This is a genomic window from Halorubrum sp. Boch-26, from assembly GCF_029889805.1.
In the GTDB taxonomy this organism is placed as follows: domain Archaea; phylum Halobacteriota; class Halobacteria; order Halobacteriales; family Haloferacaceae; genus Halorubrum.
The window spans coordinates 1-15,526 of record NZ_JARANT010000065.1 but is presented as its reverse complement, the minus strand read 5'-3'; the positions used below and the strand labels follow the sequence as shown (position 1 = coordinate 15,526).

Here is a 15,526-nt window from a genome sequence, read left to right as displayed (position 1 = left end):
CCGACGCGGGGCTCGTCCGCGCGGCGGCCGAGGGCACCCGGAGCGCGGGCGGTTTCGGCGGGGGCGGCCGGGGCGATCCGCGGGACCGCGCGCCGCCGACCGGCGGGATGACCGAGCGCGACGCGTACGAGACGCTCGGCCTCGACCGGACCGCGGACCAAGAGTCGATCCGCGAGACCTATCGCGAGCGGGCGAAGCGGCTCCACCCCGACGGCGAGGACGGCGACGAGGAGGCGTTCAAGAAGCTGAACGAGGCGTACGAGCTCCTGAAGGGCTGAGCGGCGTCGGCGTCGATAATGGCGTTCCTCGCAGCCGCCGGCGTCTGAGCCGACGTTACGCTTTGTCGTCGGCGTCGGAGCCGACGTTACCGGTCCCGAGCGCCTCCGCGATCGCGGCCGCCGCCTCGTCGAGCTCCTCCGAGGTGTTGACGTTCGTGAACGTTCGTTCCGTCGTCCGGGCGCGGATGGTCTCGTCACCGACGACGGCCCGGTCTAACTCCTCCAGCGGCGCGAGGATCTTCCGATCGCCCCGGGCGAGCGCGCGGTCGCAGGCCGCGGCCATCGCGTCGGCCTGATAGACGGCCTGCGTCGTCTGGAGCCAGCGGTCGTCGAGCCGCGGGACGGCCGCCTCGTGTCCCGCCGCGTCCCCCCGGAGGGACGCGAGGAATTCCGGGTCGACAAACGGCATGTCGCAGGCGACGACGGCGACGTACGCCGAGGGCGCGGCGCGGCAGGCGTTGCGGATCCCGGCCGTCGGCCCGAGGTCGGGCTCGTCGTCGAGCGCCCACGTCACCGGGAGCGCAACCCCCTCCACGGCGGCCGCGATCGCCTCGCGCTGGTCCGGCCGGCAGTTTATGACGAGGTCGTCGACGACGGGGTCGCCGCCCGCGGCGCGGGGCGCGCCCGGCGGAACCGGATCGTCCGTCCCGGCCAGTCGATTCGCCACCCGGCGGATCATCGGAACGCCGGCGAGTTCGGCGACCGACTTGTCGCGGTCGCCGAAGCGGGTCGAGCGCCCCCCGGCGACGATGGCTCCGGTAGTCACGTCCGCACCTGCGACGGGCGGGGACTTCGGGGTTGCGGTGGCGTCGCAGCGGCTCCGAACGCGGTGCGGTCCCAGCGCGGTCCCGGCGCGGTTCTGAGACAGTTACGGCGCGGTTCCGAGACAGTTGCGGCGCGGTTTTAGCGCGGTCGCGGCGGCGGCAGACGCGCGTTTGTGAGGGCCCGTCAGCGCCCCCCGGACGCGACCGTTTCCGGCCGAAAGCGACCCGTTAAGTGGCCGGCGACCCATGGATATGACATGGCAGAGGCCACGGATTTGGAGGAGCTGAAACGTGGGACCGAACTGGTCAAGCGCGGCTTCGCGCGGATGCAGAAGGGCGGCGTGATCATGGACGTCGTCAACCGCGAACAGGCGCGTATCGCGGAGGACGCCGGCGCAGTCGCCGTGATGGTGTTAGAACACGTCCCGGCGGACATCCGCAAGCGCGGCGGCGTCGCCCGGATGCCCGACCCCGAGCGGGTCCCCGAGGTCATCGACGAGGTCTCGATCCCGGTGATGGGGAAGTCGCGCATCGGCCACCGGAAGGAGTCCGAGATCCTGGAGGCGCTCGGCGTCGACATGATCGACGAGTCGGAGGTGCTCACGCCCGCCGACGACGAGTACCACACCGACAAGCGCGACTTCGCCTCGCCGTTCGTCTGCGGCGCCCGGAACCTCCCCGAGGCGCTCCGGCGCATCCGCGAGGGCGCGGCGATGATCCGGACGAAGGGCGAGGCCGGCACCGGCGACGTGAATCAGGCCGTCCAACACCAGCGCACCATCAAAAACCAGATCCGGACGCTCACCGGCCTCAACTACGAGGAGCGCGAGAAGTGGGCCCGCGAGCACGGCGCCCCCCGCGACCTGGTCCACGAGACCGCCGAGGCCGGGCGACTCCCGGTCGTCAACTTCGCCGCGGGCGGGATCGCGACGCCCGCGGACGCGGCGCTGATGATGTACCACGGCTGCGACGGTATCTTCGTCGGCTCCGGTATCTTCGGCGCGGAGGACCCCGAATCGATGGGCACGGCGATCGTCGAAGCCGTCAACAACTGGGACGACCCCGACGAGCTCGCCCGCATCGCGAGCGGCACCGGCAAGGGGATGAAAGGGCAGTCCAACGAGGACATGCCAGAAGAGGAGAAGCTACAGGGTCGCGGCGTTTAAGTAGGCGTTTCGGGCGAGACAGCGCTTTTTATAAATGAAAGTACGGAGGCGCGCGCCACCGCTTTTATAAAAAACTCGTCGCGCACTCCACCGATCGCTCGCCACGTCGCGACCCTACTCCTCCAGTATCGTCGACCCCTTCCCGATCTCCGTCTGGTAGGCGCGGGCGTCGACGCCGGCCTCGGAGAAGGCGTCGAGCATCGCCGCGGCCACTCTCCGTCGGCTGCCCTCACGACAGACGGCGATGATGGCTGGGCCGGCGCCGCTGACGGTGACGCCCGCGGCGCCGGCGTCGAACGCGGCGGCGCGCACGTCGTCGTACCCCGTGATCAGGCGGGCGCGCTCAGGGGTGACGACCGGGTCCGACATGCCGGCGCCGACGAGGTCGGGGTCGGAGCGGCACATTCCGACCGCGAGCGTGGCCGCGTTGCCGACCGTCGCGACGAGGTCGTCCATCGAGGCCGTCTCGGGGACGACCCGGCGCGCGTCGCGCGTGGAGACCGCGACGTCCGGGAGACAGACGACGAGCGGGACCGCGGCGTCGACCGCGTGGGTGGCCTCGCTCGTCGTCACCGTGAACCCGCCGAGGATCGAGGGGGCGACGTTGTCCGAGTGGGCGACCCCCGAGACGACCGCCTCGCCCTCGGCGGCGATGGGGACCAGCTCGGATCGGGAGCGTCCCCGGTCGTACAGCCGGTTGAGCGCGACCGCGGCGCCCGCGGCGCTGGCGGCCGAGGAGCCGAGCCCGGAGGCCGGCCGGACCCCCTTGTCGATGTGGATGCGCGCGGGCGCGTCGAGGGCCTCGACGACCGCGCCGACCGTGTTCTTCTCGGGGTCCTCCGGGATGTACTGCGCGCCGACCCCCGTGACCTCGATCGTCGTCTCCGCCGCCTTCTCGACGGTGACGACGTCCGCCGGCCGCGTGAGGGCCGCCCCGAACACGTCGAACCCGCTGCCGAGGTTCGCGCTCGTAGCGGGTGCCCGTACGGTAACCATGACGGGGAGTGTCGCCCGGGGTGCAAAAAGGAGCGGGATCGAACGGCGACGGACGGGGGAGGGGACAGCGGTACGAGGCCGGGGGCGCCGCTTGCGGGGCAAAAGCGAAGAGAGCGGAAAGAGCGAAGAAGGGTCGCGCGCCGGTCAGCTGTCGGCCATCGTCCACAGCAGCGTGCCGATGAGGATCAGTGGGATCCCGATCAGGATGTACGTCTTCGGCATCGTCGTGTACGGCGCGACGAGGAAGATCAGCCCGAAGCCGCCGAAGACGGAGGCGATCACTCGCTGGGACTTCAGCGGCACGGCTCCGAGCAGCGAGACGATGAACCCGAGCAGTATGACGTGCCCGAGATGGTAGTCGAGCAGGAACGTGTCGATAGCCAGCGGCGAGAGCATTCTTGTCCGAAGGTGCGAGGGATTCGCGCATTAAAGTTCCGTTTCTCGCGAGACCGACCGGGGCCACCGATTCGCCGATCCCACCATCCCTTATAAGAGCCGGCGGAGAAACGGGATATCGTGCGACTCGTTCAGGTCATGATCCCGGCGGGGAAGCGCGCGGCGGTGGTCCGAGCGCTCGACGAAGAGGGGGTGGACTACGTCGTCACCGACGAGACGAGCGGGCGCGAGTACACCGCGGTCGCGACGTTCCCGCTCCCGACCGCCGCGGTCGAGCCCGTCCTCGAACGCCTCCGCGAGGCGGGGATCGACGAGAGCACCTACACCGTCATCGTCGCCGCGGAGACGGTCATCTCCCGTCGGTTCGAGGCGCTAGAAGCGGAGTACGCCGAGGACTCCGAGCACGGGAGCGACCGGATCTCCCGGGAGGAGCTGCAGGCGAAGGCCGACGACCTCGCCTCGGGACTCCGGACGTACGTGCTGATGACGATCATTTCCGCCGTGATCGCGACCGCCGGCCTCCTGCTCGACTCGCCGGCGACCGTCGTGGGATCGATGGTTATCGCCCCCCTGATCGGTCCCGCGATGTCGGCCGCGATCGGTACCGTCGTCGACGACGAGGAGATGTTCAGACGCGGCGTGCGGATGCAGGTCCTCGGCGTCGTCGTCGCGGTCGCGGCCGCGACGCTGTTCGCGCTCGCGCTGCGGACCTTCGCCCTAGTGCCGCCCGGGATCGACCCGCTCGAACTCGCCGAGGTCTCCGAGCGGCTCGCGCCGAACGTCCTCGTGCTCGTCGTGGCGATCGGCGCGGGAATCGCCGGGATCGTCTCGCTGATGACCGGCGTCTCCGCGACGCTGGTCGGCGTGATGATCGCGGTGGCGCTCATTCCGCCGGCCGCCGCCGTCGGGATCGGTGTCGCCTTCCGGATCCCACGGCTCGTGATCGGTGCGGGCGTGATCGTCGCGGTGAACGTCCTCTCGATCAACCTCTCCGCGCTGGTGATGCTCTGGTACGAGGGGTATCGCCCACAGCGGTGGTTCCGCGAGGACGACGCGCGCGCGGCGTTCGTGAAGCGTGTCGCCGTTCTCGTCGCCGCCATCGCCCTGCTCTCGGTGTTCCTCGGCGGCGTTACCTACGAGTCGTACGTCGCCTCGACCACCGAGGCTGACATCCGGACTGCCGCCGGAGACGAACTCGCCGCACTCGATCCCGGACTCGAACTGATGGAGCTGGAAATCGAGCGCAGCGGAACGCTTCCCCCGCTCGACACCGATCGCGTGGTGATCACCGTCGGCGCGCCGCCCGGCGGCGGCATTGACGGCGTGGCCGACGCGCTCGACCGCCGGATCGAGGCGACGATCGGCACCGACGTGCGCGTCGAGGTGCGTCTCGTGACGATCGACCGGGCGTGAGGTGCGGACGGCCGGACCTTTGAGTGGTCGACCGAGCGTTTGAGTGGTCGACCGAGCCCGAGAGGCGCCCGCTGGCACTCGCCGTGACGAACGGGGCAGTCTGCTCCGCCATCGTGGCCGCACGATATGTTGCAGGAACGATACGGCGGAATCGATCTGTTAGGAACGACACGGCGGAATCGATCTGTTCTCCCGGACGGGGAAAGTGGAATCACTTTTCAATCGCGCCGTCAGTGATCCGGCAGTGACCGACCCGAAACGGCCCGAGGACGATTCGATGCGTGAGGTCGTCGAGCGCTCCCGCAGCGGTGCGCCGGCGGTCGGTGAGGCCGTCCGAGACCGCTTCTCCTCCGACGAGGTGTTCCAGCGGATCGTCGCCGCCGCGGACGAGGAGGTGACCTCCGGCGGGCGCGAGCTGTTCTTCAGCGGGGTCGCGGCGGGGCTGGCGATCACGATTACCTTCATGCTGTACGCCTCGCTGACGGCGGCGACCGACGGCCACCCCATCCTGAGCGTCCTGCTGTACCCGCTCGGGTTCGTCTACATAATCATCGGCGGCTACCAGCTGTACACCGAGAACACGCTCCCGCCGGTGGCGCTGACCCTCGAACGGCTCGCCAGCCTGCCGACGCTGCTGCGCCACTGGACCATCGTGCTCGCGGGTAACTTCACCGGCGGCGCGTTCGGGGCCGTCGTGCTCTCGTACGGCGGCGTCTTCACGGGCGACACCGTCGACTCCGCGATCTACATCTCGAGCGGGGGGCTCGACGTGGGATTCTGGCCCCTCTTTTTCAAGGCCGCGATGGCCGGGCTCATCGTCGCCGGCGTCGTCTGGGTCGGCTTCGCCTCCACGAACTCCGTCACCCGCCTGCTCGTCGTCTACCTCGCGTTCCTCGCGATCCCGCTCGGGGATCTCTACCACGTCGTCGTCTCCTTCACAGAGGTGCTGTACCTGCTGTTCGCACAGCACCTCGGGCTGTACGCCGGCGGGGTCACCCTCGTCGGCGGGCTCGGCGGCTTCGTCCTCCCGGTGCTGCTCGGGAACACGATCGGCGGCGTGGTGCTCGTCACGCTCGTGAACTACTTCCAGACCAGCGAGGAGCGGCTCGAAGAGGCGCGTTTCGAAGGGATGACACGGCGGCTGACGGTACCCGAATGGGTGCTCGGTCGGGCCGCGGGACGCTCGTACGTCCCGATCTTAGACGCCACGGAGGCGACGCTGTTCGCCAACGAGGGGTACCGGATCATGGTCCCGATCTCGAACCCGCGGACCGACGACCAGATCGTCGAGCTCGCGAGCCGGCTCGCCAGCGACCACGAGGACGGACTCGTCCACATCGTCCACGTCGTGCAGGCGCCGGAGCGAATGTCGCTGTCGGCCGGCGCGGGCCGGATCGCCGACGTCTCCGAGGAAGGCATGGCGGGGCTCCGCGAGACAGCCGAGGCGTACGACGTGGACGTCTCGACGTCGACGGTCGTCTCGCACCGCTCGTTCGAGGAGGTGTTCAACATGGCCCGTCGGACCCGCCCGGAGGCCGTGCTGATGGGCTGGGGCGAAGACCAACTGTGGAACGCCGCCCGCGCGGAGCGGCCGATCGACGAGCTCACGAACCGGCTTCCATGCGATTTCCTCATCCTGAGCGAAAAGGATCTGGACACTTCGAAGGTCCTTCTCCCCACCTCCGGGGGACCGGACTCGACGCTCGGCGCGGAGGTCGCGAGCGTGCTCTCGCGGACCGCCGGCACCGAGGTGACGCTGCTCCACGTCGTCGACGGCCCCGAGGAGCGCGACGCGGGCGAGGGGTTCCTCGCCGGTTGGGCGACTGAACACGGCCTCACCGACGCGGAGCGGGTCATCGACGACGGCGGCGACGTCGAGAGTGCGATCGCCCGCGAGGCCGCGGACAGCACGCTCGTCATCATCGGCGCCACGGAGAAGGGGCTCCTCTCTCGGCTCGTCTCGAACTCGCTGCATCTGGACGTGATCCACGACGTGGACTGCTCGGTGCTGCTCGCCGAGCGCCCCAGCAGCCGCTCGATCCGCGATCGGCTGTTCGGCTCGGGACGGCGGGTCTCCGGACCGCCGGACGGAGGCGTCGAACGCGACCCCGACGCGTCGCGGGGGGCCGAGCTCTCCGGCCCCGACGACTCCGGGCCCGCACCCCTCGCAGTCAGCGGCTCGGACGACGAGAGGGACGCTGACGGAGACGGGCTCACCGAGGAGGACCCCAACGACGAGCCGACTGAGTCAGCGGTGATCGCCGACCACGACGATCCGGACGACGATTCGGACGACCGCGACGACGGAGCGGATCTCCAGCCGGAGCGATCGGTCGTCACCGACCACGACGATCCGGACGAGGGCGAGGTCGACGACGAAGGGACGAACGACGGGGGAGAGCAGACGAACGACGGGGAAGAGGAGCCGGGCGACGCGAAAGACGAACCTGACGACGCGAAAGACGAACCGGACGACGCCGCGTGATCGACCGTGCCGCGGGGCGACGAGGGCGATAGCGCAAACGATCGTTTGTCCCACCGGCGCCTTATTGTGGACTCCGAGCGACGGACCGGACATGGACCGAAAACTGGCGACCGCGGCCGGGCTCGTGCTGCTCGTCGCGCTGGCGGGCTGTGCGGGGCTCGCCGGCTCGACCGGCGACGCAGGGGCCGGCGCGAACGCGGCCCCCGGCGAGGAACCGGCGCTCGACAGGAGTATCGAAGTGACCGCGGACGGCGAGTCCAGTGCCGAGCCGGACCGTGCGACGATCCGCGTGGCGGTGACCGCGACCGGCGACGACTCGGCCGCAGTTCGCGACGAGCTCTCCGCCGGCGACGAGTCGCTCCGGGCGGCGCTGATCGACTGGGGGCTCACCGAGGACGACATCCGGACCGACCGCTACGACGTCCGCGAGTCCTACGAAACGCGGGAGAACCCGGATCAGACGACGTATCAGGGCGTCCACAGCTACGCGCTGACGATCGACGACGTTGACGCGGTCGGCGAGGCCATCGACGTCGCGGTCGACGCGGGCGCGAACGAGGTCGAGCGGATCGAGTTCGGACTCAGCGAGGCGGGCGAGCGCGAGGTGCGCGCGGCGGCGATCGAGAACGCGATGGCGAACGCCGACGACGACGCGGCCGTGCTCGCGAACGCCAGCGGGCTCGAGGTCACCGGCGCGTACCGCGTCTCCACCGCGGACGCCGGAGTGACGCCGTACCGGGTCGCCGAGAGCGCGATGGCCGGAGGCGACGACGGCGGCGGCGCCGCGACCGGGATCGAGACCGGTGACGTGACCGTCCGAGTCAGCGTCAACGTCGTCTACGGCGCCGAACAGGCGTGAAAATCGGCGACCGGACCGACTCTCTCCTCAGGCCTCGTAGCCGGCCAGATCCATCACGGACGCGAACTGCTCGGTGTCCGTGACGCTCTCGTACACCAGCCCGCCGATCATCCCGCCGGGGTAGGTGTCGCCGTTCATCGCGTGGTTCACCTTGTGGCAGTGGAGCGCGTACACGCCGGGGTCGGCGCCGGCGGTGAACTCGATGGTCTTCCGCTCGGCGGGCGCGATGGGGATCACGTCCTCGCGGTGCCGGGCGGCCTCGGGGATGACGCCGCCGTCCTTCTCGACGAGCGTAAACCCGTGGTTGTGAGTGTGCATCGCGTGCGACTCGTAGCCGGCGTTGACGTAGTGAATCCGGACCGAATCGCCCTCTTCGACGATCAGCGGCGACCCCTGCTCGGGGTGGAAGGTATACGGGGCACTGCGACCGTTCACGGTGAACGCGTCGGGGTTGCGATCGCGGTGGCTGAAGTCGACGTCTCCGCCCGCCATCGACGCCGACAGCCGGGTGTCCCAGTCTTTGATCGTCATGAACGCCTCTTTGTCTGGGGCCTCGTACCCCTCGGGGTCGACGCGGAGGATGCCGTACATCCCCATGTCGAGGTGATTCTGCGTCTGGTAGTGACAGTGGTACAGGTGCGTCCCCGGCTGGTTCGCGGTGATCTCGTAGGTGTGCTCCTCCCCCGGGGCGACCTGCTGGCCGGTCGTCGTCGGGACGCCGTCGTCCATCCAGCTCTTCGAGAGCCCGTGGACGTGGAACGTGTGCGGCCGGTTGTGCTCGGTGTTGTCGTAGGTGATCTCCAGCTCGGTCCCCTCGGTCACCCGGAGCAGCGGACCGGGAACGCTGGGGTCCGTGTCCGGCGTCTGCCACGCCCAGACCTCGGGCAGCTCCCAGGGACCGCCCTGCGTCTCGTCACCGAGGAGCTGGTGGCGACACGGCGTCGTGGACACCGTGATCGCGCCGTCCCTCTCGTCGAGGTCGATCGTCGATCTCGGGGTCGTGTACGGGTAGTCCGTCTCCACGCCCGTGGCGTCGCTCCCGGACCACTCCTCGACCTGTTCGGCCGCCGTCTCGGCGCCGGCGGCGTTCTCCGCGGCCTCGGCGCTCCCTGCGCGCGGCGCGCCACAGCCCGCGAGCCCGACCGTCCCGAGTGCCGCCGCAGCCGAGATGAACCCGCGTCTGGAGGCTGTGCGTCGACCGGCGTCGTCACCGTCTCTCGTCATGGCCGAACATGAACGGTGGAGTGAGATAAGGAGGACCCGGATCCATACGGCGTGAGAACGCGGTCTGCGACCAATTCGTTTATATATCTACGAACGTCAGGAAAGAGATCAATCGCGGTCGTCGCCGTCGAGACGCGCGAGCCGCGGGTCGGGACGGCGAGGGCCCGATGATGGGGACGCCGCCGTTATCGGAGTAGATCGACGCGAACTCGGCGTACGACGCCGCGGTCAGGCCGGCGACGGCCGCCGAAAGGACGAAGGCGATCACGGCGCTGCTCCCGATCTCGGCGACCGCCGTGCCCGACAGCGAGAAGATCCCCGCCGCGATCATCGTCTCCGATCCGATCGCGTAGGCGATTTTGAAGTCGTGCGTCCGGGTGTGCTCCACCATTGCCTCCCGGTCCGGAGTGAGCCCACCAAGAACTGTTGGTCCGTTACTTGATCCCGGGGAGTTCCGTCGAGTCCGAATCTTCGGGAGATTTATTCGCCGCCGCCGTCACGCCGTCATCATGCGCGTCGGTATCGTCTCCGACACCCACGACGACCTCGCCGCCGTCGAGGCGGCCGTAGCGCTGTTCGACCGCGAGGGCGTCGACGCCGTCGTCCACTGCGGCGACTTCGTCGCGCCCTTCTCGGTGACCCCCTTCGATGTCGGCGGCGACGACCCCGACGCCGGCTTCGACTTCCACGCCGTCCGCGGCAACAACGACGGGGAGTGGGCGGTCCAGTCGACCGTCGAGGCGTTCGGTACCTATCTCGGCGAGGCCGGAACGCTCTCGTTCGGACGGAAGGGGACCGCCGTCGACGTCGCGGTCACCCACGGGACGAGCGGCGTCGTCGTCGACGCCCTCGTCGACTGCGGCGACTACGACTACGTGTTCCACGGCCACACGCACGCGCACGGCGTCGAGGAGCGTGACGGCACGGTCCGGGTGAACCCCGGCGGCCTGCCGATCCCGATCGACGGCGCGGACGACGAGTTCCGCGTCGCGATCCTCGACGTCGGGACGGACGCCGACGGGGCGTCCGGCGCCGACGCGGTGACGCACCGCGCGCTCGACCCGTGAGATCCGACCGCGGCGCGGTGGTCCCGTGGGCCTGACCGCGGTGCCGCGAGCGACGCACAAACGCGCGTTTGTGTCATCGGGGGCCTTTTGAGTTGTCAGACGAAGAAGGTGTATGGACAGACGCGCGTTCCTCGTCGGGGCGGGCGGCGCGGCGAGCGCGCTCGCCGGCTGCGTCGGCCCCGTCACGCTCGGGAGCCCGTCCGTCGCCGAGCGCGACCTCCCGGAGCGGCCAGCGGAGCCGACGCCCGCGGCGGTCGCCGCGTACGTCGCCGAGTACGAGGAGGTCCGCGCGCACAACGACCGCGCGAGGGAGGGCGCGACCGAGGTGACCGTCGAGGCGGTCGCGACGTTCGACCACGGCTCCGGCGGCGAGTGCGTCGCGACCGCCCAGCACGCCGGCACGGCCCACTACGAGGACGACGGCGCCAAGTCAGTCGGCGAGCTGTACGGCCGCCCGGTGCCGTACTTGGTCGCGCCCGACCGCACGCTCCGGATGCCGGTGACGCGGCGGCGGGTCGGGGGCGGCGCGTCCGGCCGCCCGTCGGACGAGACGGCGTCGCCCCCGCTGGGCGTCCGGCTGTGCAACGTCACCGACGAGCCGCGCGAGTTCGCGGTGACGGTCGTCCGGCGGAGCGCCGCGGGCGACGCCGACGGGTCGAGCGACCCGGACATCGGCGCGGGTTCCGACGGCCCCGGCGACCCCGTCCTCTCGACGACGGTGGCGCTCGATCCGGAGCGCGCGGTCGAGCTGCTGGAGATCACCGACGTCCGCGGCGGCTACCGCGTCACCGCGACCATGGAGGACGACGGCGTCACCGGGCAGGGCCGGATCGAAGTCGGACTGCCGAGCGCCGACCGCGGCCCCAACGTCGACGTGGTGGTCGACGAGGGCGGCGTCTCCGCGTGGCACCTCCCCTCCTTCGAGGAGATCTGAGGTCAGTCGTCGACGGCGGCGGCGAGGTCGGCGTCGTCCGTCGTGGCGACGCCGCGGAACTCGAAGCGTGCGCCCCCGCCCGCCGCGCCGTCGTCGGGGTCGTACAGCAGCGTCTCGAACGGCGTCCCCTCCACCTCCGCCGGCGCGTACCCGAGGGTCGCCTCGACACGTCCGTTGCCGGCCCGGACGACCACGTCGCTATCGACGACTACGACCGCGTCCGGGATGCCCTCTAACGCCTCCGGGAATCGCTCTATCGCTACTCCTCTGTCGGCTCGTGAACGTGCCCGCACTCGGGGCACCGGACCTCCTCGCCGCGGAGGTCGGCCGACGACGTGCGCACCTCGCGCATCACTTCGCTGATCTTGTCTTCGGCCTCTAACTCGTCGGCGACGGCGAGGTCGACCCCCTCGACCTCCAGGAGGAACTTCGCGACCTCCGTCACCTCGTACATCATCTCGTCTAAGTCCTCCGCGGTAAAGAAGCCGGACATCGCTCCGTAGAGAAACGTCGCGCCCGCCTTCGTCACCTTCTCCTCGAAGGAGTAGCGCGCCTGGTTGACCGCCTGCGGCGTGTACGTGTCGGTCATGAAGGGAACGAGCTCCGGGAGGTTCTCGCCGATCTTCGTCATCTCGACGCCCGTCTCGGTGCGGAAGTCGGCACAGAGGCGCGCGATCGCCCACTCGCGGGCCGTGATGTACGTCCGATCGCGGAGGAACTCGTTGACGCGCTCGTAGCGCGCGCCGTCCATCTTCTTGAACCGCTCGTACTTGCGGACCTCCGGCGGGACATCGGCGGCGCCGGTCGCGTCGGCCGTGTTGACGTCGTCGCCGGTTACGTTGTTGTCGCCGGTTCCGTCGTCGTCGCTGTCCGAGACGCCGTCGCTCGGAGCTGACGGCTCGTCGGGAGACCCCGGAGCCCCCTCGTCGTCGGTCGGCGGCTCGCGGTCGGGGTCCGACCCCGCGTCGGTCTCGTCCGACGCGGGACCGGGCTGGTCGTTCATATCGGTACCAACCTGACGCCCGAGCAAAAGGGTTGTCGCTGGGAGCGGCGAGGTCGGCCGCTCGATGCCGGCCCGCCCGCGGAGATCCACTTTTGTACCGCCGTACGGACATGGACCGTATGAAGGTGCTCTGCGGGATCGGCGGCAGCGACGACTCGTTACGCGCTCTCGACCGAACCGTCGATCGGGCGGCGGTCGCGGACGACGACCTGACGGTCGCGGTGGTCGAAAACGAGGACTCGTCGGTCGCTCCGGAGGACGTGATGCAGCGTGCCCGAGACGCGATCGACGACGCGGGGATCGACGCCGACGTCAGGCGCGTCGAGGGCGACCCCGGAAGCCGACTGATAGAGATCGCCGAACGGGAGGCGTTCGAGGAGATCGTCCTCGGCGGCGGGCACACGAGCCCGATGGGGAAGATCACGATCGGGCCGATCGCCGAGTTCGTCCTGTTGAACGCCAAGACGTCGGTCACGCTGGTCAGATGAGCGACCGACGCTACCCGGACGCGGCCGCCGGCGACTTCCCCGCCCCTCCCACCGAGTTCACCGACCGGGAGGATCGGACCGTCGAGATCCGGCCGTACGACGGCAACGAGACGGCCTACGAGTCGCTCGTCGCGATGTACGACGCCTTCGACCCGGCCGACCGCGCGCAGGGGATCCCTCCCGGCGGGGAGGAGCGCATCCGCGAGTGGTTAGACGCGATCCTCGCCGGCGACTGCCACAACGTGATCGCGTGGTGCGGCGACGAGGTCGCGGGCCACGCGACGCTGGTACCCGACGGCGACGCCTACGAACTGGCGATCTTCGTCCACCAGGAGTATCAGCGCGCCGGGATCGGCACCCACCTCATCCGCGGCCTGCTCGGCCACGGACAGGCCGAGGGGGTCGAGAAGGTGTGGCTCACCGTCGAGCGGTGGAACCGCGCGGCCGTCTCGCTGTACAAGAAGATCGGCTTCGAGACCTCCGACGCCGAGAGCTTCGAGCTGGAGATGGGGCTCCGGCTGAACGAGGGCGACGGAGACGGTGAGGACAACGAGAGCGGCCGAGGCGACGAAAGCGGCCAAGGCGACGAAAGCGGCGAAGACGAGACGTAGCGCCGTCTCCGCGCCAGTCGATCGAACTGAACCCCTCACTCGCCGGGATCTTCAAGCCTTTACGTGCGGCGGGCGAGCGCTCCGGTATGAGCCATCGAATCCTTCTGTTGGGGGCGCCCGGCGCCGGAAAGGGGACACAGAGCACGAAGCTCGCCGACGAGTACGGCGTCGAGCACGTCACGACCGGCGACGCGCTCCGCGCGAACAAGGACATGGAGACGGAGTACGGGACGCCGCGCTCGTTCATGGAGGCGGGCGATCTCGTCCCCGACCCGGTCGTCAACGAGATCGTGCAGGCCGCGCTCGACGACGCCGACGGCTTCGTGCTCGACGGCTATCCGCGCAACCTCGACCAGGCCGAGTACCTCTCGGAGATCACCGACCTCGACGCCGTGATCTACCTCGACGTCGACGAAGAGGTGCTCGTCGACCGACTCACCGGTCGGCGGGTGTGCGACGACTGCGGCGCGAACTACCACGTCGACTTCCAGCCGCCCGAAGAGGCGGGCGTCTGCGACGAGTGCGGCGGCGAACTGATCCAGCGCGACGACGACACCGAGGAGACCGCGCGCGATCGGCTCCAAGTCTTCTACGACAACACCGAGCCCGTGATCGACCACTTCCGCGACGAGGGCGTCCTCGTCGAGGTCGACGGCGAGGCGACCCCGGACGAGGTCTTCGAGCGGATCCGTGACGTCGTCGAGGCGTAACGGACGATCGCGGCGCGAAGCCGCGGAACCGACCCGCTGGGCGACAAGCCGTCGCGGAATCGACCCGCGTGGCGGCGCGCTCCCTCGGCGGCCGCGCGCGCCGATCCTACAAGGTTCTTAACCGTCGGCCGCTAACCGGCCGATAATGAGCAAGGTCGAACGGAGAGTCCGCTCGCTCGTCAGCGAGGACGGCGAGATGCGGGACGCCTTGGAGGTCGTCCTCGACCGCGCCACCGACGGCGAGGTCCGGTGGGTCGACGTCCGCGACGAGATCACCAGCGGCCAGTGGGGGCGCCTCATCGAGAAGGAGATCCTCGTCGACGGAGAGACCGGCTTCGCGCTGGCCGACCCCGACGAGATCGAGGCGGGCATGAGCGAGGACGACGGGAGCGCCGACGGCGACGTCGAGACCCCGGAGACGACGTCGTGGTCGAAGTGGGACAAGCTCGCCGGCGTCGCGACCCTCGGCGCCTTCGTCGGGTACGCCGTCGGTCCCGTCCGCGACACGATCGCGGGAGCGATCGACGTCGTTCTCGGACCCCTGCTGAACGTCGTCCCCTTCTACGTCGTCATCATGGTGATCGCGCTCGGGACCGGGATGTACTCCACGCTCCTGCGCGCGGGACTGATGGACATGGAGAAGATGAGCCAGTACCAGGAACGGATGCAGGACATCCAAGAGCGTCGTAAAGACGCGAAGGACCGCGACGACGACGAGGCGTTAGACGCCATCCAGGAGGAGCAGATGGACGCGATGGGCGACCAGCTCGGAATGTTTAAAGAGCAGTTCCGCCCGATGGTGTGGATCATGTTCCTCACCATTCCCGCGTTCCTGTGGATGTTCTGGGTCATCGGCTACCGCGGCTCCACCTCCGCGTACCCGGAAATCGCGGCCCAAGAGCTCGTGGTGCCGCTCGCCGGCACCGTCACGTGGGACACGGGGATCGTCGGTCCGATCCAGATGTGGATCCTCTGGTACTTCCTGTGCTCGATGGCGTTCACCCAGCTCGTCCAGAAGAGCCTCAACATCCAGATGTCGCCGTCGACGTCGTAATTCCGCGTTCAACACGCCACTCGCGCCGGCGGCCGCGGATTCCGCCGGCGCCGACTCGTTAGCAGGTAACGGTCGAGG

General features: G+C 69.6%; 17 protein-coding genes and 1 pseudogene. 11 read left to right on the top strand and 7 right to left on the bottom strand.

What is annotated here, in order from left to right; genetic code table 11:
- On the top strand, positions 1–278 hold a 278-nt coding region (locus OQF71_RS10175; protein WP_280587479.1), incomplete at its 5' end, for a J domain-containing protein.
- Between the two features lie 55 nt (positions 279–333).
- Here the strand turns inward: OQF71_RS10175 and OQF71_RS10170 are convergent.
- On the bottom strand, positions 334–1,044 hold the full coding sequence (locus OQF71_RS10170; protein ID WP_280587477.1) for a molybdenum cofactor guanylyltransferase: 711 nt from the start codon (positions 1,042–1,044) through the stop codon (positions 334–336).
- 255 nt (positions 1,045–1,299) lie between these two features.
- Between OQF71_RS10170 and pdxS the strand changes: the two genes are divergently transcribed.
- Positions 1,300–2,208 carry a pyridoxal 5'-phosphate synthase lyase subunit PdxS gene (gene pdxS, locus OQF71_RS10165; protein WP_280587475.1) on the top strand — a complete coding sequence of 303 codons (909 nt, stop codon included), beginning with the start codon at positions 1,300–1,302 and terminating at the stop codon, positions 2,206–2,208.
- A gap of 114 nt (positions 2,209–2,322) precedes the next feature.
- Here pdxS and OQF71_RS10160 read toward each other — a convergent pair whose 3' ends face one another.
- The gene (locus tag OQF71_RS10160; protein ID WP_280587473.1) at positions 2,323–3,204 is read right to left on the bottom strand and encodes a homoserine kinase; all 882 of its coding nucleotides are present in this window, start codon (positions 3,202–3,204) and stop codon (positions 2,323–2,325) included.
- Positions 3,205–3,348: 144 nt separating this feature from the next.
- Positions 3,349–3,600, bottom strand: a complete 252-nt coding sequence (locus tag OQF71_RS10155) for a hypothetical protein (protein WP_280587472.1) — start codon at positions 3,598–3,600, stop codon at positions 3,349–3,351.
- A gap of 138 nt (positions 3,601–3,738) precedes the next feature.
- Here OQF71_RS10155 and OQF71_RS10150 point away from each other — a divergent pair, with 138 nt between their 5' ends.
- The 3 genes from OQF71_RS10150 to OQF71_RS10140 all read left to right on the top strand — a co-directional run bounded on the left by OQF71_RS10150 (position 3,739) and on the right by OQF71_RS10140 (position 8,357).
- Positions 3,739–5,013, top strand: coding sequence for a TIGR00341 family protein (locus OQF71_RS10150; protein WP_280587481.1), 1,275 nt, complete (start codon positions 3,739–3,741; stop codon positions 5,011–5,013).
- Positions 5,014–5,257: 244 nt separating this feature from the next.
- Positions 5,258–7,498: a formate/nitrite transporter family protein gene (locus OQF71_RS10145; RefSeq protein WP_280587471.1), complete on the top strand. Its 2,241-nt coding sequence runs from the start codon at positions 5,258–5,260 to the stop codon at positions 7,496–7,498.
- A 91-nt stretch (positions 7,499–7,589) separates the two neighbouring features.
- On the top strand, positions 7,590–8,357 hold the full coding sequence (locus OQF71_RS10140) for an SIMPL domain-containing protein (protein ID WP_280587470.1): 768 nt from the start codon (positions 7,590–7,592) through the stop codon (positions 8,355–8,357).
- A gap of 27 nt (positions 8,358–8,384) precedes the next feature.
- On the opposite strand, the gene OQF71_RS10135 is transcribed toward OQF71_RS10140, so the two are convergent.
- Both OQF71_RS10135 and OQF71_RS10130 read right to left on the bottom strand, forming a co-directional pair.
- On the bottom strand, positions 8,385–9,581 hold the full coding sequence (locus OQF71_RS10135) for a multicopper oxidase domain-containing protein (protein WP_280587469.1): 1,197 nt from the start codon (positions 9,579–9,581) through the stop codon (positions 8,385–8,387).
- 178 nt (positions 9,582–9,759) lie between these two features.
- Positions 9,760–9,972 (bottom strand): annotated as a pseudogene (locus tag OQF71_RS10130) (hypothetical protein); the annotation flags it as partial.
- Positions 9,973–10,090: 118 nt separating this feature from the next.
- Between OQF71_RS10130 and OQF71_RS10125 the strand changes: the two are divergent.
- Both OQF71_RS10125 and OQF71_RS10120 read left to right on the top strand, forming a co-directional pair.
- The gene (locus OQF71_RS10125) at positions 10,091–10,648 is read left to right on the top strand and encodes a YfcE family phosphodiesterase (RefSeq protein WP_280587467.1); all 558 of its coding nucleotides are present in this window, start codon (positions 10,091–10,093) and stop codon (positions 10,646–10,648) included.
- A 112-nt stretch (positions 10,649–10,760) separates the two neighbouring features.
- Entirely contained in the window at positions 10,761–11,582 is an 822-nt protein-coding gene (locus OQF71_RS10120) for a hypothetical protein (protein WP_280587466.1), read from the top strand.
- Positions 11,583–11,584: 2 nt separating this feature from the next.
- Here OQF71_RS10120 and OQF71_RS10115 read toward each other — a convergent pair whose 3' ends face one another.
- Together OQF71_RS10115 and OQF71_RS10110 are read right to left on the bottom strand one after the other, a co-directional pair.
- On the bottom strand, positions 11,585–11,875 hold the full coding sequence (locus tag OQF71_RS10115) for a PAS domain S-box protein (RefSeq protein WP_280587465.1): 291 nt from the start codon (positions 11,873–11,875) through the stop codon (positions 11,585–11,587).
- Positions 11,842–12,585 carry a DUF5806 family protein gene (locus tag OQF71_RS10110; protein WP_280587464.1) on the bottom strand — a complete coding sequence of 248 codons (744 nt, stop codon included), beginning with the start codon at positions 12,583–12,585 and terminating at the stop codon, positions 11,842–11,844. The genes OQF71_RS10115 and OQF71_RS10110 overlap by 34 nt, the downstream gene beginning before the upstream one ends.
- A gap of 119 nt (positions 12,586–12,704) precedes the next feature.
- Here OQF71_RS10110 and OQF71_RS10105 point away from each other — a divergent pair, with 119 nt between their 5' ends.
- The 4 genes from OQF71_RS10105 (at position 12,705) to OQF71_RS10090 (ending at position 15,448) form a co-directional block, all read left to right on the top strand.
- Positions 12,705–13,073, top strand: a complete 369-nt coding sequence (locus OQF71_RS10105) for a universal stress protein (protein ID WP_280587463.1) — start codon at positions 12,705–12,707, stop codon at positions 13,071–13,073.
- Positions 13,070–13,684: a GNAT family N-acetyltransferase gene (locus OQF71_RS10100; protein WP_280587462.1), complete on the top strand. Its 615-nt coding sequence runs from the start codon at positions 13,070–13,072 to the stop codon at positions 13,682–13,684. Before OQF71_RS10105 ends, OQF71_RS10100 begins: the two co-directional genes overlap by 4 nt.
- Before the next feature lie 86 nt (positions 13,685–13,770).
- Complete coding sequence (locus OQF71_RS10095; protein ID WP_280587461.1) at positions 13,771–14,394, top strand: adenylate kinase; 624 nt, start codon at positions 13,771–13,773, stop codon at positions 14,392–14,394.
- A 145-nt stretch (positions 14,395–14,539) separates the two neighbouring features.
- Positions 14,540–15,448 (top strand): DUF106 domain-containing protein, encoded by a 909-nt coding sequence (locus OQF71_RS10090; RefSeq protein ID WP_280587460.1) that lies wholly within the window; start codon positions 14,540–14,542, stop codon positions 15,446–15,448.
- Positions 15,449–15,526: the final 78 nt, after the last annotated feature.

Bases quoted from the DNA above. Each gene is read 5' to 3' on its own strand.
- pdxS (WP_280587475.1), top strand. From the start codon at position 1,300: ATGGCAGAGGCCACGGATTTGGAGGAGCTGAAACGTGGGACCGAACTG.
- OQF71_RS10160 (WP_280587473.1), bottom strand. From the start codon at position 3,204: ATGGTTACCGTACGGGCACCCGCTACGAGCGCGAACCTCGGCAGCGGG.
- OQF71_RS10155 (WP_280587472.1), bottom strand. From the start codon at position 3,600: ATGCTCTCGCCGCTGGCTATCGACACGTTCCTGCTCGACTACCATCTC.
- OQF71_RS10150 (WP_280587481.1), top strand. From the start codon at position 3,739: ATGATCCCGGCGGGGAAGCGCGCGGCGGTGGTCCGAGCGCTCGACGAA.
- OQF71_RS10140 (WP_280587470.1), top strand. From the start codon at position 7,590: ATGGACCGAAAACTGGCGACCGCGGCCGGGCTCGTGCTGCTCGTCGCG.
- OQF71_RS10135 (WP_280587469.1), bottom strand. From the start codon at position 9,581: ATGACGAGAGACGGTGACGACGCCGGTCGACGCACAGCCTCCAGACGC.
- OQF71_RS10125 (WP_280587467.1), top strand. From the start codon at position 10,091: ATGCGCGTCGGTATCGTCTCCGACACCCACGACGACCTCGCCGCCGTC.
- OQF71_RS10120 (WP_280587466.1), top strand. From the start codon at position 10,761: ATGGACAGACGCGCGTTCCTCGTCGGGGCGGGCGGCGCGGCGAGCGCG.
- OQF71_RS10110 (WP_280587464.1), bottom strand. From the start codon at position 12,585: ATGAACGACCAGCCCGGTCCCGCGTCGGACGAGACCGACGCGGGGTCG.
- OQF71_RS10105 (WP_280587463.1), top strand. From the start codon at position 12,705: ATGAAGGTGCTCTGCGGGATCGGCGGCAGCGACGACTCGTTACGCGCT.
- OQF71_RS10100 (WP_280587462.1), top strand. From the start codon at position 13,070: ATGAGCGACCGACGCTACCCGGACGCGGCCGCCGGCGACTTCCCCGCC.
- OQF71_RS10095 (WP_280587461.1), top strand. From the start codon at position 13,771: ATGAGCCATCGAATCCTTCTGTTGGGGGCGCCCGGCGCCGGAAAGGGG.
- OQF71_RS10090 (WP_280587460.1), top strand. From the start codon at position 14,540: ATGAGCAAGGTCGAACGGAGAGTCCGCTCGCTCGTCAGCGAGGACGGC.